The following is an 18559-nucleotide window of genomic DNA, read 5'->3' on the forward strand; positions in this document are numbered from 1 at the left end:
GGTCGACGGGGGCTGACGGGTCGACGGGGCCTCGGGGGCTGACGGGCCGACGTCCACGCGCCGTCAGCGCCCGTCCGCCTCCAGCAGGCGGACCAGCACCGCCGTGTGGCTGCGCTCCGGGGCCTTCGCGGAGGTCACCAGCGTCACCGGCCCCCGCCCGGCCAAGTCGCGTACATGATGGAGGAGTCGGCTCGCCTCGGGCTCGGCGAGCTCGGCCTCGTAGCGGCGGGCGAACTCCTCGTACGAACCCCCGCCCCCGTGGTACCAGCGGCGCAGCTCGGTGGACGGGGTGAGCCCCTTGGGCCATTCGTCGACGCGGGCCGCCTCCTTGGACACCCCCCGCGGCCACAGCCGGTCGACGAGGATCCGCACCCCGTCGTCGGACTCGGGCGGGTCGTAGACGCGGCGAACGCGGACCTTCATGGCGGCCGTCCTCGGGTCGGTGGGTCCTCACCTCCCACCCTAGGCACGCGGCGTCCGCCGCCCCTGATCGTCTTGACCTGAACGAGGGGGAGAAGCGAAGGCCCAGTCCCTAGTCTGATAGGGCGTCGATCACCCGCCGACCCCTGGGAGCGCACGTGACCCACCCCCGCAGACGCCCCGGCCCGCTGCGCCGCGAGGCCGTCGCCGCCGCCGTCCCCGTCGTCGTGGCCGCGCTGCTCGCCGCGGCCGGACCCGCCGTGGCGGCCGGCCCCGTCGGCACGGCCGGCGCCGGCGACCCGTACTTCCCGCTCGCCGGCAACGGCGGCTACCACGTGAGCCACTACGACCTGACCCTGCGCTACGACCCGAAGAGCCGTCACCTCGACGGCACGGCCGTCCTGACCGCCCGCGCCACCCAGCGGCTGAGCCGCTTCGACCTGGACTTCGAGGGCCTGAAGATCACCGGCCTCACGGTCGACCACGTCAAGGCCGAACACCGGCGCGACGGCCAGGAACTCGTCATCACCCCCCGGCGCGCCCTGCGCAAGGGCGAGCGGTTCCAGGTCGCCGTCGCCTATCAGGGGACCCCCGCCCCGGTCACCGACCCCGACGGCTCCCTCGACGGCTGGATCCCCACCGACGACGGCGCGTTCGTCGCGGGCGAACCCCAGGGGGCCATGACCTGGTTCCCGGCCGACAACCATCCCCTCGACAAGTCCTCCTACGACTTCACCGTCACGGTCCCCCACGGCCGCACCGCCGTCGCCAACGGCGTCCTGGTGGGACAGCGCACGGCGAAGGGGAAGACCACCTTCCACTGGCGTCAGACGGAGCCCATGGCCGCCTACCTGGCCACCGCCACCATCGGCACGTTCCAGGTCACGCAGTACACGACCCGCAACGGGGTCAGGGTCTACGACGCCGTCGACCCGCGCGAGGCCGCCGCCGCCAAACCGGTGCTGAAGAAGCTGCCCTCGGTGCTGGACTGGGAGAGCGGGCTGTTCGGGCCCTACCCGTACCGTGCCGCCGGATCCATCGTCGACCACGCCCCGAACGTCGGCTACGCCCTGGAGACCCAGACCCGGCCGGTGTACGACAGCGCCCCCGACCTGAGCACCCTCGTCCACGAGAGCGCCCACCAGTGGTTCGGCGACTCCGTCTCCCTCACCTCCTGGAAGGACATCTGGCTCAACGAGGGTTTCGCCACCTACGCCGAGTGGCTCTACGCCGAGCAACACGGCGGCGACAGCGCCCAGAAGGCCTTCGACGCCCTGTACGCCCGCCCCGCCGGCGACGGCCTGTGGGCGTTCCCGCCCGGCGATCCCGGCAGCGGCGCACACATCTTCGGCACGCCCGTCTACGCCCGGGGAGCCATGGCGCTGCACGCCCTGCGCACCGCCGTCGGCGACCGCGACTTCTTCCGCATCCTGCGCGCCTGGGCGAGACTGCACCGCTACGGCCACGGCACGACCGCCCAGTTCGAACGGCTGGCCGAGCGGCAGTCGGGGAAGAAGCTCGACCGGCTGTTCATGACCTGGCTGTACACGAGGGGCAAGCCCAGCCACCCGTGATCCTCGGTCGAACGGGCATGCGGAACCTGACGAGTTCCACACATCTCTGCGCCAAGGTTCCCTCATGATCATGCACCGCCCCCGTGCAGCGCTGCTCGCTGCGTCCCTCCTGCTCACCGGTTGCGGCGCCGCGACCGCAGGGCCCGCCCATCCGACGAGGACCGCCCAGGGGGCGCCGGCGAGCCCCGCACCCGGCGCCGCCGGCGAGGCGGCGCCGCGGGAGATACCCGGGCTCGGACCGAAGACCCGGGCGGCGGTCCCGGGAAACGCGCGGCAGGTGATCGTGGTGAGCGGCCGCGGCAGGAACTCGCCGCTCTCCACGGTCGTCGCGTACCGGCGCACCGGATCCGGCTGGCAGCCGGGCGCGAGCTGGCCCGCGCACAACGCGCTGCGCGGCTGGAGCGACCGGCACCTGGGCGGCGACCTGCGCTCACCCGTCGGCGTCTACGGCCTCACCGACGCCGGCGGGCTGCTGGCCGACCCCGGCACGAAACTGCCGTACGACCACGGCTCCGGCTTCCACTCACGGGGCACCGGCTTCGAGGGCGAGCCGCTGGACGGGTCCTTCGACTACGTGGTCGCCATCAACTACAACCGCAAGCCCGGCACTTCACCGCTCGACTGGACCCGCCCGCTCGGCGCGGACCGCGGCGGCGGCATCTGGTTCCACGTCGACCACGGCGGGCCCACCCACGGATGCGTGAGCGTCGCCGAGCAGCACATGAAGGAACTGCTGCGCATGCTCGACCCCGCGCTGCACCCCGTGGTCGTCATGGGCGACCATGCCTTCCTGGCCCGCTGAGGAAACGGAGTCGTGGCGTGTGCGCTCATGTACTGGTGGCCGAGGACGACGCGATGCAGGCCGAACTCATCCGCCGCTCGCTGATCGCCGAGGGGCACACCGCCACCGTGGTGCACGACGGCTCCGCCGCCCTGGACGCGGTGCGGCGCGACCGGCCGGACCTCGTCGTCCTCGACCTCATGCTGCCGGTCATCGACGGCTTCGGGGTGTGCCGGGTGCTGCGCCGCGACGACGACCTGCCGGTGCTGATGCTGACCGCCCGCGCCGCCGAGGACGACGTCCTGCTCGGCCTGGAACTGGGCGCCGACGACTACATGACCAAGCCTTACAGTCCGCGCGAGCTCATGGCCCGCATCCGCACCGTCCTGCGGCGCAGCGGGCGCGCCGGCGCGGACCGGCGGGACGAGCGCGTCGTGCGGGCCGCCGGGCTCGCCGTCGATCCCGAGCGGCACGAGGTGCGGTGCGAGGGCGAGCCGGTGGAGTGCACGCCCGCCGAGTTCCAGATCCTGCTGGCCATGGCCGCCGAACCCGAACGGGTCTTCTCGCGGCGGCAGTTGCTCCAGTGCACCCGAGGCTTCGACCGCTCCTCCACCGAACGGGCCGTCGACGTGCACATCATGAACCTGCGCCGCAAGATCGAGGCCGATCCGCGCCGACCCGCACGGCTGCTGACCGTGTTCGGCGTCGGCTACAAACTCAGCGGCGGCCGCGCGTGACGCGCCGCCCCCGGGTCCGCATACCGCTGCGCAAACGGCTGCTGGTGCGGCTGCTGAGCGCCTCGGTGCTGATCGCCGTGTGCTCGGTGGCCGCCACCGCCTGGCTGGCGGTCGCCACCACCACCCGCGCACTGCGGGAGGAGCAGGGCCAGGCCCTGGCCGACGACATGGACATCCTCGCCCGGCTCAGCGGCTACGCGGCCACGCATCCCAGCTGGGCGGGCGTCCAGCGGACGGTGCACGACCTGTCGGCGAGGACCGGCCGGCGCATCGCCCTGACCGGCGCCGACCGCACGCCCGTCGCCGACTCCGCGCCGCGCGGCACGTCGCTGCCGCCGCGGGCCGCCGCCACCGTCGACCCCCTGCGCACCGACACCTACACCGAGCGCGGCGCCCAGCTCAGCGGCACCGACCCGCGGGTGGTGGGCCCCTACCGGCTCACCCCGTCCGAACGCCGCGAACTCGACGCCGTGGCGCACACCCGGCAGAGGTGCTTCTCCCGCAACGGCCTGGAGACGACCCTCGCCCGCACCCCGAGCGGCCGCCCGGTGCTCACCGACGCCGACGGCGGCGCCGCCTCCGACTACGTGCCCGAGGACTGCGCGGACGGACAGCTCAACACGCCGACCGCCACCGAACAGAAGGCGCTGACCGCGCTCCAGGCCCGCGCGGGCACCTGTCTGGTCCGCGCGGGCCTGGATCCCGGCATGCCGCTGTACTTCGGTGCGGGCATCCCCGGCCTCTCCGGCCTCTCCGGCCTCTCCGGACGGGACGCCGCCCCCGGGCCCGCGTTCATCAAGGCGGGCGACGCCAAGGCGGGGCGCGTGGCCCAGACCTGCCTGGAAGAGGCCCGCCGCGCCCAGCTCGACCCCTACGTGGCGCCGGTCGCCGAGCTGTTCCTCGGGGGCGGGAACAGCGGGGCGGCGCCGCGCTGGGACATGTCACCGGCCAACAAGACGAAGGTCTTCGGGGCGGCGGGCCTGGTGCTGGCGGTCACCGTAGCCGTGAGCGCCGTCGTCGCCACGCGTCTGGTGCGGCCCCTGCGCGCCCTCACCGAGGCCGCGCAGCAGCCCCCGGAGCGGCACGCGCGCGTACCCGTCACGACCCGGGACGAGACCGGGATCCTGGCGGAGGCGTTCAACGACCTCGCCGAGCGCAGGGAACGACTGGAGGCCCAGCGCAAGGCCCTGGTGAGCGATGTGGCGCACGAACTGCGCAGCCCGCTCACCAACATCCGGGGCTGGCTGGAGGTCACGCGCGACGGACTGGTCGAGCCCGACGCCGAACTGCTCGGCGCCCTGCACGAGGAGGCCCTCGTCCTGCAGCGCGTCATCGACGACCTGCGCGACCTCGCGGCCGCCGACGCCGGCGCCCTGCTGCTGCACCGCGAGCCGGTGCCCGCCGACGAACTCCTCGCGCAGGTCGCCGCCGCCCACCGGGTCGCCGCCGACGGGGCCCGGGTCGCCCTGCGCACCGAGACCGACGGCACGCCCTGGCTGGACGCCGACCCGGTGCGGCTGCGGCAGGCGCTCGGCAACCTCGTCACCAACGCGGTCCGCCACACGCCGCCCGACGGCACGGTCACGCTGAGCGCGCGGGGCGAGGGCGGGGAGGTAGTCCTGACGGTCGCCGACACCGGCACGGGCATCGCCGACGACGATCTGCCGCATGTCTTCGAACGGTTCTGGCGTGCCGAGAAGTCACGTAGTCGCCGCACCGGCGGCAGCGGCCTCGGGCTGCCGATCGTCCGTCAGCTGACGGACGCTCACGGCGGCACCGCGGAAGCGGCCAGCACCCCCGGCGCGGGCAGCGTGTTCACCCTGAGGCTGCCCGCCGCGCCGCCGCCCGTGGACGGCTGAGGACACACGCCGAGGCGGCCACGGCGCGGACGGGCGCGGCGGCCGCCTCGGCGCGGACCGGGGTCAGGCGCTGCGCCGCGCCTTGATGCGGCGCTTGAGGGAGCGCCGTTCCGTCTCGCTCGTTCCACCCCACACTCCGAGGGTCTGATCGGTCTCCATGGCCCATTCCAGGCACGGTTCACGCACCGGGCAGTGTCGGCAGACCGCCTTCGCCTGTTCCGTCTGCAGCAGTGCCGGGCCCGAGGTGCCGATCGGGAAGAACAGGTCGGGGTCCTCGGTGCGGCACTCGGCATGCTCTCGCCAGTCGTCCATCGAAGTCACCTGCGATCGAGTCGGATGTGCTTTCCGGAAGGTGTTGCTCCTGATCGGGTCACCGGCAAGACGGCCGTGAAACCGGGCGGGCCCGTAAACCTTCACTGCTCCCGCAGGCCCCACGGGGGAGCGGTACGCCCTCAACAGGTCGAGGAACGGCCGGGCCGGAAACGCCTCGGGGCCCAGCACGCCAGCGCCGGACCAGGCGCCGGTGGCGAGCAACTCCAGGGCGACGACCGGGTTGACGGCCGTCTGCCACACCACGGCCTGGCTGCCGTACTCGGCCATCGACCACTGGTTGTCGACCACGTGGTACAGGTAGACCTCCCGCGCCGTCCCGTTCTTGACGCCCCGTACCCAGGTGCCCGCGCAGGTCTTTCCGCGCATCGACCCGCCCAGCGTCGCCGGGTCGGGCAGCCAGGCGGCGAGCACGTCCCGCGGCGACACCGCCACCGGGCCCACCGCGCTCGGCACGGTCACCGGCGCGGTGCGGTCGAGCCCCAGCCGGTGCAGCGTCCTGAGCGTCTCGATGAACTCCCCGCCCAGGCCGTACTTGAAGGTGACCCGGCGCGCCTTCACCCAGCGCGGCACGAGCAGCACCTCCTCGTGCTCGACGTTCACGCACTCCACCGGTCCGATGCCCTCGGGGAAGTCGAAGACCTCGGGCTCGCTGAAGGGGTGACGCGCTGATCGCCGAGGCGCTGCGCGGCTGGCGGCCCACGGGGGAGTGGCGGCCGGACCTGCACGCCAGGGGCCTGCGCGTCCACGCCGCCTACGTCGCCCACCCGCAGGCCGCCCAGCTCACCGCGAGCCGGGTCACCGGCCGGGCCAACGAACTCGCCGCCGACGAGGCCGTCCTGCACGTGCTGCGCACCGCCGGCTTCCCGCTGCCGGACACCGTGCGCATCTACCACGCCTTCATCGACCAGACGCTGGCCTTCGCCGCTCTGGACGCGGCGTCGCTGGCCCTTCCCCACGCGGCACGGCGCGCCGACGAGGCGATCTGGCGCTCGACGTACGCCCGGCTGCCCGCCGAGAGCCATCCCAGGATCGCCGAGGCGGCCCCGCTGCTGTCGACGCGCATGGTGACCAGCGCCTATCCGACGGCGCTGGAGATGCTGCTGGACAGCGCGCAGGCCCGGCTGGCGGCGCTGACGACGACGGCCCCCCGGGACGCCTAGGAGGCGTGGCGGAGCGACGCGGCCGCCGTGGCGGCCACCGCGTCCGCCACCGCCGCGAGGGCCGGCGAGTCGAGTCTCCACTGCTGCCAGTACAGGGGGACGTCCAGCGGGCGTTCGGGGGCGAGGGCCACCAGACGGCCGGAGCGCAGCAGCGGCTCGGCCTGGACCTCGGGCACCATGCCCCAGCCGAACCCGGCGGCCACCGCGGCCACGAAACCTTCCGAGGTCGGCACGGCGTGTCGCAGCGGTCCCGCACCGCGGGCGCCCCGACGCAGGCCGCGCACGAAGGCGTCCTGGAGGTCGTCGCTGCGGTCGAAGGCCAGCACCGGCGCCCGGGGCAGGGTGTCGTGCAGCGGGCCGTCGGCGAGGTGGCGGGCGGCGAACCCGGGCTCGGCCGCGGCCAGGTAGCGCATCGTGCCCAGGGTCCGCACGGAGCAGCCGGTCACGGGGACGGGCGACGAGGTCACCGCGGCCATCACCAGCCCCTCCCGCAACAGCTCGGCGGTGCGGGTCTCGTCCTCCCGGTGCAGTTCGAAACACAGCGGCGGCTCCCGCCTCACCAGCGCCAGGGCCGGCAGGAACCAGGTGGCGAGCGAGTCCGCGTTCACCGCGACGCTCACCCGGGTCGGCTCGCCCTCGCCGCTCATGCCCAGCTCCGACCGCGCGTCGCGCTCCAGCCGGGCCAGCTGGCGGGCGAAGCGCACGACGATCTCGCCCGACTCCGTGGGCCGCACCGGCTTGGTGCGCAGCAGCAGGACCCGGCCGGTGCGCTGCTCCAGGGCCTTGACGCGCTGGCTGACCGCCGACGGCGTCACGTGCAGGGCGGCGGCCGCCGCGTCGAACGTGCCCTCGTCGACCACGGCGAGCAGCGTCCGCACCTGGTCGAGCGGAAGGTCGGTCATCATCGCCGCGTCCCCGGCACCTGAGTCATCACGATCGCTGATGATACGTAAGAATCTTTAGCTGTACGCGCGGTGATCGGTTGCCTAGCGTGGACGGCATGTCCCACGCTCTCACCGCCGCGGCCGCCGGCTTCGGCACCGGCCTGTCGCTCATCGTCGCCATCGGCGCCCAGAACGCGTTCGTCCTGCGCCAGGGGGTCCGCCGCGACGCCGTCCTGGCCGTCGTCGGGATCTGCGCCCTGTCCGACGCCCTGCTCATCGCGCTCGGCGTGGGTGGGGTCGGCGCGGTGGTGGTCGCCTGGCCCGACGCGCTGACCGTGGTCGGCTGGATCGGCGGGGCGTTCCTGCTCGGGTACGGGCTGCTCGCCGCCCGCCGGGTGCTCAGGCCCGGCACGGACGCCCTGCGCACGGACGGCGAGAGCGCGGGCTCGCGCCGCCGGGCCGTGCTCACCTGCCTGGCGCTGACCTGGCTCAACCCGCACGTCTACCTCGACACCGTCTTCCTGCTCGGCTCGATCGCCGCCGACCGCGGCCCGCTGCGCTGGACGTTCGGCCTGGGCGCCGCGCTGGCCAGCCTGTGCTGGTTCGCCGCCCTGGGCTTCGGGGGCCGGCTGCTCGGCCGCTTCCTGGCCCGCCCGGCCGCCTGGCGGGTCATGGACGGCCTGGTCGCCGTCACGATGATCACCCTTGGCGTGCTGCTGATCGCCAGGGCCTGAGGTCCGCGATCCGGGACGGCTCGTCCGAAAGGGCGGCGAACGCCCAGGAGGGCTGCGATAGTGACCCACGAAATCGAAAGATGTAACGAGCAACCAGGAAGCGCGTGGACACCAGCGAGAGCACCCCCGCCCCCGAGGCCGAGGAGACCGATCCGAGTCCGCACGGCCCTGACCGGCGCGGCTGGCGCCGCTGGGCCATGGACACCAGGCCCCTGCGCCGGCCGGCCTATCGACGACTGTGGTCCTCGACCATCGTCACGGCCGTGGGCAGCCAGCTCACCGCCGTCGCCGTGCCCAAGCAGATCTACGACATCACCGGATCCTCCGCCTGGGTCGGCTACGCCGGCCTCGCCGGACTGGTGCCGATGGTGCTGTTCGCGCTGTGGGGCGGCGCGGTCGCCGACACCGTCGACCGCCGCAAGCTGTTGCTGGTCACCAACAGCGGCATCGCCGTCACGTCGGTGCTGTTCTGGCTCCAGGCGGTCTCCGGGCTCGACTCGGTGGCCGTGCTGATGGTGCTGCTCGCCGCCCAGCAGGCGTTCTTCGGCCTCAACTCGCCCGCCCGCAACGCCTCCATCGCCCGGCTGGTCCCGGCCGGTGAACTGGCCGCCGCCAACGCCCTGGGCTCCACCGTCATGCAGACGGGCCTGGTCGCGGGCCCGTTGCTCGCGGGCGCGCTGATCCCCGTCATCGGGCTGCCCGAGCTGTACCTCCTCGACGCGATCGCGCTGTGCGTGACGCTGTGGGCGGTCTTCCGGCTGCCCGCGCTGCCCCCGTCGGCGAGCGCGACCGTCCGGCGCGCCGGAGTGCGCGAGATCGCGGCGGGCTTCCGCTACATCTCCCTGCACAAGGTCCTGTTGCTGTCCTTCCTCGCCGACGTCATCGCCATGGTCTTCGGCATGCCTCGCGCCCTCTTCCCGCAGCTCGCCGCCGAGACCTACGCCTCCTACGGCGAAGGACTCGCCCTCGGCCTGCTGTTCGCGGCGATCCCGGTCGGGGCGGTGCTGGGCGGACTGTTCTCCGGCACGTTCTCCCGGGCGGGCCGGCACGGCTGGATGGTCATTGGCGCGGTCGTCGCCTGGGGCGTGTCGATCGCCGGCTTCGGGCTGAGCGGCAGCCTCTGGCTCGCGGTGGCGTTCCTCGCCTGCGCCGGGGTCGCCGACATGGTCTCCATGGTCTTCCGGGGGGCGATCCTGCTGTCCGCCGCCACCGACGAGATGCGCGGCCGCATGCAGGGGGTCTTCACGGTCGTCGTCGCGGGCGGGCCGCGCCTGGCCGACGTCCTGCACGGCACCGTGGGCGCGGCCTTCGGGCCCCGCGCGGCCGTCGTCGGCGGAGGCCTGCTCGTCGTCGCGCTCATGCTGGGCCTGGCGACCGCGGTCCCCGCGTTGCGCCGGTATCGCATCTGACGGCGGACCGCCGCAGCCGAAGGGCGACCGTCGGACCGGGCCGGCCGGCGGCTGCGGCTACAGCACGCCTCGCCGGTGGGCCCCGTACTGCTCCATCAGTCTGCCCCGGGTCATCTCCAGCCGGTGGGCGAGGATCTCCGCCACGATCCGCACCAGTGACATCCCGAGCGCCGGTTCCTCCTCGCAGAGCTTGAGCACGGGCCGCGCCTCGAACTCGTAGGCGCGGGCGGGGCTGAAGGCCTCCGCGCCGAAGTCCCACCGGTACGGGGGGAACAGCCAGGACCAGCCCAGCAGGTCGCCGGCGCCGAGACTGGCGACGGTGACCCGCCGCTGGGGCGTCACCTGCTGGACGAGCGAGACCGCGCCGGACCGGACGACCCAGAATCGGTCGGCCGTGCCGCCCGCCTCGAAGATCCGGGTGTCCTCGGCGAAGGAGACCTCCCGGGCGAGCTCCATCAGGCGTCGGCGCTGGGGCGGGGGAAGGGCGGTCAGCAGTCGGGTCGCTCTGGTCATGGCGCGGGGCTCCTCGCCGACGATTCGGTGCGGGGTGTTCTCCCCTTCCCATTTGAGCCGCTGCCGCCGTCCAGGGCACCTCGGCGGACGGCATTTTCCCGGTCCCCGCCCCTCCGACGTCCGGGGCGCTCGCCGTGCGGGCGGGACGTGGGCAGAGAAAAGCCCTGGCTGGACGGGGGAAGCCAGCCAGGGCCGTAGAGGGTGGCGGACGGAGGAGGAGTAGCGTCGACCCCGCCCACCACGTGTGGATGAACCGTAAACCATTCACGTGGATTTCACACAGGCGAAACCCGGCCCAGTGACCTGTTTCACTTCGCCTGTGCGCCACTGGCCGCAACTGCGGCCCGCTGTCCGCTGGTTCGGGGTCACGCTCCCTCGGTGGCCCGGCCGGGCGTCACGATCTCGTCCAGCACTCTGACCACGGCCTCGTAGGCGAGACCCCGTACGTGGGCGTCGCGCGCCCCGTCCGGATCGGTCTGGGAGAGGTCGGCGTTGCGGGCCCGGCAGGCCAGCAGTTCCTCCCGGGCGCAGTCCCGGGAGCGCTGGATGCGCCGCAGCAGTTCGTCGGAGTCCACCACATCGGTCATACGGATCGCCTACCCCCGCACGGCCGGAGGATTGCTCCCCGAGGCCCTGCGGACGATTGCTCCCGGTCCGGGAGGTTTGGCGGTCGCCGCGAAGGTCAGCCGAACGGGAGACGACAGGACAGGCCGCACGGTCCGGCCGCGACGGCCGGGTGCGCCAGGGGCGTCGAGCCCGCCGCGCGGAAGCGGCGGCCGGCCCGCACGGGCCGCGCCCCGGCGGAAGGGCCGCAGACGGGAGCCCGAACCGCCCCCGGCCGGGCCCTCTCTGCCGCCGCCCGGCCGTCAGGCCGCTGCCCGGCAGTCACGCTGGCGCCTGGCCGCCACCGGCGCCGGGCCACGAACCGCTTGCCGTCCACATCCGCTCGAGATCCATGTCCATCGTTCATTCGTCACAGCAAGGGGAGCGAAGGGATGCGTACGAACAACCCGACCGACCGCATGAGGAGGTCCGAAGGCCCGGCGTCCGGGTGCGAGGGGCGTCGACCGTACCGACCGGCCGATGTCCGCAGCGTCGTGCGCGAGGCCGTGAGCGGCCGGTGCGGATCCCTGGGGCGCCCCTGCGACGAGGACGCGCTCTCGGACGTGTTGCTCGTCGCCACCGAGCTCGCGAGCAACGCCATCCTGCACGGCGGCGGCGTCACCGGCTTCGACGTGGACGTGCGGGGGCGGGCCGTGCGCGTCTCCGTCAGCGATCGCAGCGACCGTCCGCCCGTCACCGTCGCCCCCGTCGACGCGCAGGGGCGGCGGCGGGCCGGCGGGCGCGGCTGGCCGATCGTGTGCCGGCTCGCCCGCGAGGTCGAGGTGGCCGGCCTGCCGTCCGGCGGCAAACGCGTCACCGCCGTCGTCCCCGTCTTCTGAGCCCCACCCGGCCGCTGTCCCGGTCCCCGCCCCGGTCGCCGGAGCGACGGTCCGAGGTCCGGGGCGGAGATTTCGCGAACACGTTTCGAGCATGCGGAGTTTGTACCTCCGAAGGCAGGGCAGGCGGAGGTTCGTGCTTCGGACCGGAGGCGCGCCGACGGGAGCGGTGGGACCACTCCTGGGCGCTGTACATGCCCCGGCTGTCTGAGCCCTCCCGTCGTCAGTCACCTGAAACAACCGTTCAGGAGCGTTTAAGCATGCTCATCGACATGTCGACAAGCCGTCCCGCCGCGACGGCCGCCACCACGGCGCCGCGACGCACCCACGACGACGCACCCGACACCGCCAGCCGGTTCGCCCGGCTGATCGCCCTGGAGGAGGGGCCCGAGCGGGACGCCGTTCGCGACGAGATCGTCACCGCCTGGTTGCCCATGGCCCACCGGATCGCCGGCCGGTTCCGGGACCGCGGCGAGGCGATCGAGGACCTGCGCCAGGTGGCGGCCCTCGGACTCGTGAAGGCCGTGGACCGCTTCGACCCCGAACGCGGGGCCTTCGAGAGCTACGCCGTGCCCACCATCACCGGTGAGATCAAGCGGCACTTCCGCGACCGCATGTGGGCCCTGCGGGTCCCCCGTCGGGTGCAGGAACTGCGCAACAAGGTGCGCGTCGCGCGCCGCGAGCTGGCTCAGAGCCCAGGAGCGCCCGAACCGTCGATCGCCGACATGGCCGCCCACACCGGCCTGACCGAGGACGAGGTGGTCGCCGGACTCGAGGCTCTGGAGAGTTTCAGCACCCTGTCGCTGGACGCCGAGGTTCCCTCCGGCGACGACGGTTACAGCCTCGCCGACACCCTCGGGGCGGCCGACTCCTCCTTCGACACCGTCATCGACCGCGAGTCCGCCAAGGAAGGTCTGCGCCGCCTTCCCGAACGCGAGCGCGCCATCCTCTACATGCGTTTCTTCGAGGACATGACGCAGAGCAGGATCGCCGACCAGCTCGGCATCTCCCAGATGCACGTCTCCCGGCTCATCAGCCGCAGCTGCGAGCGGATCCGCCAGGAAGCTCTGCGCTGACAGCAGGACCACCCCCACACCCCTTCTCCCCGTCAGGAGTAGCCCGCCGATGCTCATGCCCCACCCCGCCGTCCTGCGCAAGCTCGTCGACGAGTACGAGGCGCTGTCCGCGAACGATTCCGACGAGGCCCGCGCGCAGGAGCGCGACCTCGCCTACACCCTGTGCGTGTCCACCGGGACGCGGGACGTCGACGAAGCCCTGCGGACGGCCCGCGGCTGGATGGAGGCGGCGGCCGCCGCCGACGCCGCGGCCCGCCCGCAGACGGCCACCATCCCCCCGCAGACGACCGTGGTGCGTTCCCAGAAGACCGCGATCCGCCCGCAGCCGGCCGCCGCCCGCCCGCACAGCGGCGACGGCCCCCGCGTGTACGCCTGAACGGCACAGGAGCCCGCGCGCCCACGGCGGTGCACGGCGACCCGGCCTGCGGCCCGCTCGACCGCCGCGCCGGCGCCCGGCCGCAGCCGTGTGAACACCTGTGCGTGTGTGCGGCCCGAGCGGGGGCAGTCGGATCCTGCGCAATTCGGGGAGACTTCCGGGAGGGGACACCATGAACGCGAGCGCCATGGCGCGCAACGGACGCGCCGGAGCGGAACGGGCCGCACGCGGCTCGGCGACGAAGGGGGCCGCCAAGGCAGGGTTCGCCGCACGAGGCGTGATCTATCTGCTGGTCGGGCTGCTGGCCCTGCAGATCGCCTTCGGCGACACCAAGGAGGAGGCGGACCGGCAGGGCGCGCTCGCCGAGATCTCACAGAAGCCCTTCGGCTCGGTGGTCCTGTGGGCGCTGGGCGTCGGGCTGGTCGGCATGGCGCTGTGGCGGCTGTCCGAGGCCGTGTTCGGCGCGGTCGGCGAGGACGGCCGCAGCGCCAAGAAGCGGCTGCAGGCGCTGGTCCGGTGCGGCTTCTACTCCTTCGTGGCCTACTCGGTGCTCGCCTTCGCCGCGGGCTCGGGCAGCGGCGGCGGATCGAGCGACGAACAGTCCCGCGATGTCACCGCGCGCGTGCTCGACCTCCCCGCGGGACAGTGGATCGTGGGCGTCGCCGGCGTCGGGATCGTCGTCGCGGGCGTGTGGATCGGCGCCCGCGCCGTCATGCGCACCTACCGCAAGAAGCTGCGGCTGGGGGAGATGTCCCCGGGTGTGCGCCGGCTGGTGGACGTCACCGGGGTGGGGGGCGGCGCGGCCCGCGGCGCCGTCTTCGCCGCGGCCGGCGTCTTCGCCGTACGGGCCGCCGTCGAGTACGAGCCGGACAAGGCCAAGGGGCTGGACGACACGCTGCGCGCGTTCGCGGGCACCCCGGCCGGTCCCGGCCTGCTGGCCTGCGTCGCGGCCGGATTCATGCTGTTCGGACTCTTCTCCTTCGCCATGGCCCGCTGGCGCAAGGTCTGACGTCGCCCTCGCGGGGAACACGGACGAGATGAACGAAGCAGAGTTCCCGCGCGACGGACGGCCCGTGGACATGTACCTCGACCTACTTCGCGTCCGCATGGACAGCGAGGACTACCAGCTCCTGCTGAAGGTCGTGGCGCCTGCGCTGCGCGCCCTCGACGAACAGCCCCCCGAAAGTCTCGACTTCGCCCTCGACCCCGACGAGACCGAGGACGTGCCCCAGGAGATCCGCGACGAGGCGGCCCTGGTCATCGCCACAGCGGTCACCGGCCGGCTGGACAACCAGCTGGTCGAGATCCAGGTCGACGGAACCGGGCCGGTCCGGGTGGTCACCGACGCGGCCACCGCGTCCGACCCCGGACGCCTCGCCGAGATCGCCGGCTGCATCCAGCAGCGTCAGCAGGACACCGAGGAGCTGCGTGGCATAGCGGCCGCGAGCGGCATGTCCACGGACTTCTGAGCCCGGCCGGGGTTCGCCCTCACCGCGGCGGCGCCACCGGCGCCCCGAGCGGGCGCGCGAGGCCCACCACCGCCTCGTCCAGACGCTGGAGATGCCGCAGCACCCGGTCGGTCACCCGGCCGTAGCGCGGCGTCCCCGGCCTGCCCGGCTCCAGCAGCGCGGCGATGCTCGGCCCGGCCACCACCTCCACGGCGTCCGCCTCCCGCGCCACGTGCGCGGTGATCGCCCCGATGTTGTGCCGGATGCGCTGTCCCGCCCGGCGCAGCCGCGGGTCCGCCGCTATCGACGGGTGCGTCGGCAGCAGTTCGGCCGTGGCGGCCAGGGACCGGGCGTGGTAGGCGCAGGTCTCCAGCAGCGCCACGACATAGCGGGCGGTGTCGCGCCGCGTGCGCAGCGGCGTCACCGGATGGATCAGCGGCTGGGTGGCCGCCCGCAGGTCGGCCAGCGCCTGGTCGAGGTCGCGGGCCCGGTCCAGCAGGTCGGCCGGGGGAGCGCCGCTGAGCTGCTCCACGGACGCCTCGGTGACGTCGGCCAGCCGGTCCAGCACCGCCGTCAGCAGCTCGTTGGTCCGCCGGTCCGTGTGCACCGGCAGCACCAGCGCCGCCGCGACGATCCCGCAGGCCGCCCCCAGCGCCGTCTCCTCCACCCGCAGCACCAGCACCGACAGGCTGTAGGTGTGCAGCAGCGTGTACAGCACGCCCAGGGCGGCCGTCACGAAGAACGACATCAGGGTGTACGACAGCGGCGCCGTGTAGAACATCGCGAACACGCAGAGCAGCACCACCGCGAACGCGGTCCACGTGTGGTGTCCGACCAGCCCCGCCAGCACGATGCCGGCGACCACGCCGAGCACGGTGCCCAGCAACCGTCGGTAGCCCTTGACCAGGATCTCGCCGGTGGAGGCGGTGTTGATGAACACGATCCAGCAGGTCAGCACCGCCCAGTACCAGCGGTTGGAGGACAGCAGCTCGCCGCCGACGATGGCCAGCGCCGAGCCGACGGCGACCTGCACGGCGGCCCGGGTGGTCGGCCGCCGCAGCCCCGTGACCTGCTCCGCCGTCCCCTCGTCCTCCTCGGCCCCGCCGATCGCGGCGTCCTCGGCGTCCAGCTCCTCGCGGGAGCGGGCCGTCTCGGGACTGTCGTCGGACTCGTCCTGCGGGCCGTCCAGCGCGATCCGCAGCCCCAGCACCGCCCGCGCCGCCTCGCCGACGCCCCGGAAGACGTCCTGCGCCGCGGGCGGCGCCTTCGGGAGGTTCTCCTCCTCCCGGTAGCCGAGCAGCCGGTTGCGCACGTGCGACAGCGCGGTCCCCGACCCCGCCTCCGCCGGACGCCGTACGAGCAGCCGCAGGGCCTGCAGATCCCGGCGCAGGGTGTCCAGCGCCTCCTTCTCGTCCCGCACCGGCAGCGGGCCGCTCCCGGGCAGGGGCGCGCCCGGCAGGTGCATGGTCAGCGTGTCGGCGCGCTCGGCGCTGCGGGCCGTGAGCAGCAGCAGGCCGAGGCGCTCGGCGGCGATCTCCGCGTCGGCGATCCGCCGCTGCACCAGCCGGGCGACCGCCTCGTCCGGGGTGCCCTCGTCGAGCCGGCCCTGGATCATCATGGCCGTCTCGTGCAGCCGGGCGGTGCCCTCGCGCACCTGGGCGACGGCCTTCGCCACGTCGTCGGGTGCGGCGTCGAGCAGCTCGAGCTGGGCGTCGAGCAGCTGCGCCAGCCGCGCCCGGAAGGCCTGCCGCAGCCGCAGCAGGATCCCCGTCGGCGTCTGGGGCACCAGCACGAACCGTGCCGCCGCGCTGCCCGCGAAGGCCACGGCGATCACCCCGTGGTACCCGAGCAGCGACGAGGTGCCGACGCCGACGAACAGGGACATGAAGTAGACCTGGAAGCCGATCAGGCCCAGCGCCGTGCCCCGATCGCCGAACCGGCGGCCGTAGACCGCGCAGAAGATCAGGGCCACGAAGAAGAGGTCGCCGGCGAGCAGCCGGGAGCTCAGCAGAGCCGCCAGCGACACCGACGCCAGCGCGACCGGCAGGCCCATCACCAGGGTGACGGCCTGCCGGTCGCGCTGCTTCTCGCGGACGGCGAACGTGGCGACCATCGCGGCGATGGCCCCGGCCACCAGATGGGAGACGTCGGCGCCGAGCAGCGAGAGCACGGCCAGCGTGAGGGCGATCGCCCCCACCGTCCGCAGGCCGGCCGCCAGCCGCAGCAGCCCGGGGTCGGACGCCGCGACCCGATCGCGCACTCGTGCCCCGAACGCCCGTGCCGCCGCCCTCACGCCGCCGTACTCTCCCTTGCCCGTACTCTGCCGTGCCGCGCGGATCTCAGGCGGAACTCGGCCCGGCCCCCTCCACATGCGCCCGCACCTGCTCGGGGGTCAGATAACTGTCGGTGTACTCGAAGTCCTTCAGCTTCGCCGCCCGGCGCGCCTGGAACCCGGTACGGACGAAATCGTCGCCCGCGATCGCGTTGAGCGTCCAGTTGGTCAGCACCCGGGCCTTGGCGACGCCGGTGCGCAGCGCCGACCAGTGGTAGCCGCGGGCCACGGCCTGGGCGGGCAGCCCCCGCAGTTCCACGCCGAGCGGCTTGGACACGGCGTCCGTGCCGCCGAGGTCGACCACCAGGCCGAGGTCCTTGTGCACATAGGGCCGCATCGACTGCCCGCGCAGCGTCGCGATGACATTGTCGGCGACGACCTTGCCCTGCCGCATCGCGTGCTGTGCCGTCGGCGGGCAGATCGCGCCGTCCTCGCCCTTGGCCCGGTCGGGCACGGCGGCGGCGTCCCCGAGCGCGAACACGCCGTCGTTGCCGGGCAGGTTCATCTCGGCCTCCACGGCGAGCCGCCCGCGGACCGTCTCGGCCCCGAGCGTGGCCATCAGGGGGCTCGCCACGACGCCCGCCGTCCAGATGAGCGTCCGCGTCGGGACGACCCGCCCGTCGGTGAACGTGACCTCCTGCGGGCCCGCCTTGGCGATCGACACGCCCAGCGAGATGTCGATCCCGCGCTTGCGCAGCACCTCCTGCGCGCTGCGGCCCAGCTTGTCGCCGAGCTCCGGCATCAGCTTCGGCGCGACGTCGATCAGATGCCACTTGATCAGGCCGGGATCCAGTCGCGGATAGCGCTTGACGGCGTTGTGGGTGAGCAGTTGCAGACACGCGGCGGTCTCGGTGCCGGCGTAGCCGCCGCCGACGACCACGAACTGCAGCCGCGCGGCCCGCTCCACGGGGTCGTTGCTGGCGTCGGCGAGGTCGAGCTGGGTGATGACGTGGTCGCGGATGTAGGCGGCCTCCGCCAGGGTCTTCATCCCGAAGGCGTGGTCGGTCAGCCCCGGGATGTCGAAGGTGCGGGTGACGCTGCCGGGAGCCAGCACGATGTAGTCGTACGGCTCGTCGACGATCTCGTCGGTGATGGTCCGGATGACGCAGACCTTGGCCTTGAGGTCCACGCCGATGGCGCCGCCGGGAATGATCCGGGTGCGGTACTTCTTGCTGCGGCGCAGCGATACGGCGATCGACTGGGGCGTCAGCACGCCTGAGGCCACCTGCGGCAGCAGCGGCAGATAGAGCTGGTAGGCGAACGGCGTCACCAGAGTGACGTCGGCCTCCGACGCGGAGAGCGCGCGTTCCAGACGCCGAACGCACCCCACTCCCGCGAAGCCCGCGCCCACCACCAGGATCCTGGGTCGTGTCACGATGTCCATCCCTTTCTGCGGCTCCAGGCGGTCTGCCCGACCTGATGCGCGTGCCCCGCCCCCGGGCTCTTCGCACCTCATCGATCCCACCGCGCCCGGACCGGCCGCG

Annotated in this window: 18 protein-coding genes and 2 pseudogenes; 12 read left to right on the forward strand and 8 right to left on the reverse strand. The window is 73.6% G+C overall.

Annotation, left to right across the window (positions count from 1 at the left end; translation table 11 throughout):
- Nucleotides 1–63 precede the first annotated feature (63 nt).
- Nucleotides 64–423 (reverse strand): DUF488 domain-containing protein, encoded by a 360-nt coding sequence (locus tag ACFVYK_RS14660; RefSeq protein ID WP_389773174.1) that lies wholly within the window; start codon nucleotides 421–423, stop codon nucleotides 64–66.
- Nucleotides 424–578: 155 nt separating this feature from the next.
- On the opposite strand from ACFVYK_RS14660, the gene ACFVYK_RS14665 reads away from it, so the two are divergent.
- The 4 genes from ACFVYK_RS14665 to ACFVYK_RS14680 all read left to right on the forward strand — a co-directional run bounded on the left by ACFVYK_RS14665 (nucleotide 579) and on the right by ACFVYK_RS14680 (nucleotide 5371).
- The gene (locus ACFVYK_RS14665) at nucleotides 579–1994 is read left to right on the forward strand and encodes a M1 family metallopeptidase (RefSeq protein WP_389773177.1); all 1416 of its coding nucleotides are present in this window, start codon (nucleotides 579–581) and stop codon (nucleotides 1992–1994) included.
- Between the two features lie 64 nt (nucleotides 1995–2058).
- The gene (locus tag ACFVYK_RS14670) at nucleotides 2059–2796 is read left to right on the forward strand and encodes a L,D-transpeptidase family protein (protein ID WP_389773179.1); all 738 of its coding nucleotides are present in this window, start codon (nucleotides 2059–2061) and stop codon (nucleotides 2794–2796) included.
- 17 nt (nucleotides 2797–2813) lie between these two features.
- Nucleotides 2814–3512 carry a response regulator gene (locus ACFVYK_RS14675; RefSeq protein WP_389773182.1) on the forward strand — a complete coding sequence of 233 codons (699 nt, stop codon included), beginning with the start codon at nucleotides 2814–2816 and terminating at the stop codon, nucleotides 3510–3512.
- Nucleotides 3509–5371, forward strand: coding sequence for a sensor histidine kinase (locus ACFVYK_RS14680; RefSeq protein ID WP_389773185.1), 1863 nt, complete (start codon nucleotides 3509–3511; stop codon nucleotides 5369–5371). The genes ACFVYK_RS14675 and ACFVYK_RS14680 overlap by 4 nt, the downstream gene beginning before the upstream one ends.
- A 63-nt stretch (nucleotides 5372–5434) precedes the next feature.
- On the opposite strand, the gene ACFVYK_RS14685 is transcribed toward ACFVYK_RS14680, so the two are convergent.
- Both ACFVYK_RS14685 and ACFVYK_RS14690 read right to left on the reverse strand, forming a co-directional pair.
- A complete protein-coding gene (locus ACFVYK_RS14685) occupies nucleotides 5435–5683 on the reverse strand; it encodes a WhiB family transcriptional regulator (protein WP_389773187.1) in 249 nt (82 codons plus the stop codon).
- Between the two features lie 101 nt (nucleotides 5684–5784).
- Nucleotides 5785–6361 (reverse strand): annotated as a pseudogene (locus ACFVYK_RS14690) (saccharopine dehydrogenase family protein); the annotation flags it as partial.
- Between ACFVYK_RS14690 and ACFVYK_RS14695 the strand changes: the two are divergent.
- Nucleotides 6361–6864, forward strand: a pseudogene (locus ACFVYK_RS14695) (TetR/AcrR family transcriptional regulator C-terminal domain-containing protein); the annotation flags it as partial. The pseudogenes ACFVYK_RS14690 and ACFVYK_RS14695 overlap by 1 nt on opposite strands.
- Here ACFVYK_RS14695 and ACFVYK_RS14700 read toward each other — a convergent pair.
- Nucleotides 6861–7769: a LysR family transcriptional regulator ArgP gene (locus ACFVYK_RS14700; protein ID WP_389773190.1), complete on the reverse strand. Its 909-nt coding sequence runs from the start codon at nucleotides 7767–7769 to the stop codon at nucleotides 6861–6863. The pseudogene ACFVYK_RS14695 and the gene ACFVYK_RS14700 overlap by 4 nt on opposite strands.
- A 95-nt stretch (nucleotides 7770–7864) precedes the next feature.
- On the opposite strand from ACFVYK_RS14700, the gene ACFVYK_RS14705 reads away from it, so the two are divergent.
- Both ACFVYK_RS14705 and ACFVYK_RS14710 read left to right on the forward strand, forming a co-directional pair.
- Nucleotides 7865–8482 carry a LysE/ArgO family amino acid transporter gene (locus ACFVYK_RS14705; RefSeq protein WP_389773193.1) on the forward strand — a complete coding sequence of 206 codons (618 nt, stop codon included), beginning with the start codon at nucleotides 7865–7867 and terminating at the stop codon, nucleotides 8480–8482.
- A gap of 104 nt (nucleotides 8483–8586) precedes the next feature.
- Nucleotides 8587–9891, forward strand: coding sequence for an MFS transporter (locus ACFVYK_RS14710; RefSeq protein ID WP_389773195.1), 1305 nt, complete (start codon nucleotides 8587–8589; stop codon nucleotides 9889–9891).
- Between the two features lie 57 nt (nucleotides 9892–9948).
- Here ACFVYK_RS14710 and ACFVYK_RS14715 read toward each other — a convergent pair whose 3' ends face one another.
- Entirely contained in the window at nucleotides 9949–10404 is a 456-nt protein-coding gene (locus ACFVYK_RS14715) for a cyclic nucleotide-binding domain-containing protein (protein ID WP_389773198.1), read from the reverse strand.
- Between the two features lie 365 nt (nucleotides 10405–10769).
- A complete protein-coding gene (locus ACFVYK_RS14720) occupies nucleotides 10770–10991 on the reverse strand; it encodes a hypothetical protein (protein WP_389773200.1) in 222 nt (73 codons plus the stop codon).
- Nucleotides 10992–11426: 435 nt separating this feature from the next.
- Between ACFVYK_RS14720 and ACFVYK_RS14725 the strand changes: the two genes are divergently transcribed.
- From ACFVYK_RS14725 to ACFVYK_RS14745, 5 genes are all read left to right on the forward strand, one after another.
- A complete protein-coding gene (locus ACFVYK_RS14725; protein ID WP_389773278.1) occupies nucleotides 11427–11846 on the forward strand; it encodes an ATP-binding protein in 420 nt (139 codons plus the stop codon).
- A 257-nt stretch (nucleotides 11847–12103) separates the two neighbouring features.
- On the forward strand, nucleotides 12104–12919 hold the full coding sequence (locus tag ACFVYK_RS14730; protein ID WP_389773202.1) for a SigB/SigF/SigG family RNA polymerase sigma factor: 816 nt from the start codon (nucleotides 12104–12106) through the stop codon (nucleotides 12917–12919).
- Between the two features lie 49 nt (nucleotides 12920–12968).
- Complete coding sequence (locus tag ACFVYK_RS14735) at nucleotides 12969–13295, forward strand: DUF5133 domain-containing protein (protein ID WP_389773205.1); 327 nt, start codon at nucleotides 12969–12971, stop codon at nucleotides 13293–13295.
- A gap of 172 nt (nucleotides 13296–13467) precedes the next feature.
- Nucleotides 13468–14304 carry a DUF1206 domain-containing protein gene (locus tag ACFVYK_RS14740; RefSeq protein WP_389773207.1) on the forward strand — a complete coding sequence of 279 codons (837 nt, stop codon included), beginning with the start codon at nucleotides 13468–13470 and terminating at the stop codon, nucleotides 14302–14304.
- Between the two features lie 28 nt (nucleotides 14305–14332).
- Complete coding sequence (locus ACFVYK_RS14745; RefSeq protein WP_389773211.1) at nucleotides 14333–14764, forward strand: hypothetical protein; 432 nt, start codon at nucleotides 14333–14335, stop codon at nucleotides 14762–14764.
- A 19-nt stretch (nucleotides 14765–14783) separates the two neighbouring features.
- On the opposite strand, the gene ACFVYK_RS14750 is transcribed toward ACFVYK_RS14745, so the two are convergent.
- Nucleotides 14784–17036 carry an FUSC family protein gene (locus ACFVYK_RS14750; protein ID WP_389773214.1) on the reverse strand — a complete coding sequence of 751 codons (2253 nt, stop codon included), beginning with the start codon at nucleotides 17034–17036 and terminating at the stop codon, nucleotides 14784–14786.
- A 46-nt stretch (nucleotides 17037–17082) separates the two neighbouring features.
- Nucleotides 17083–18459 (reverse strand): NAD(P)/FAD-dependent oxidoreductase, encoded by a 1377-nt coding sequence (locus tag ACFVYK_RS14755; protein ID WP_389773217.1) that lies wholly within the window; start codon nucleotides 18457–18459, stop codon nucleotides 17083–17085.
- Nucleotides 18460–18559: the final 100 nt, after the last annotated feature.

This window comes from Streptomyces sp. NPDC058291, assembly GCF_042880855.1.
In the GTDB taxonomy this organism is placed as follows: Bacteria; Actinomycetota; Actinomycetes; order Streptomycetales; family Streptomycetaceae; genus Streptomyces.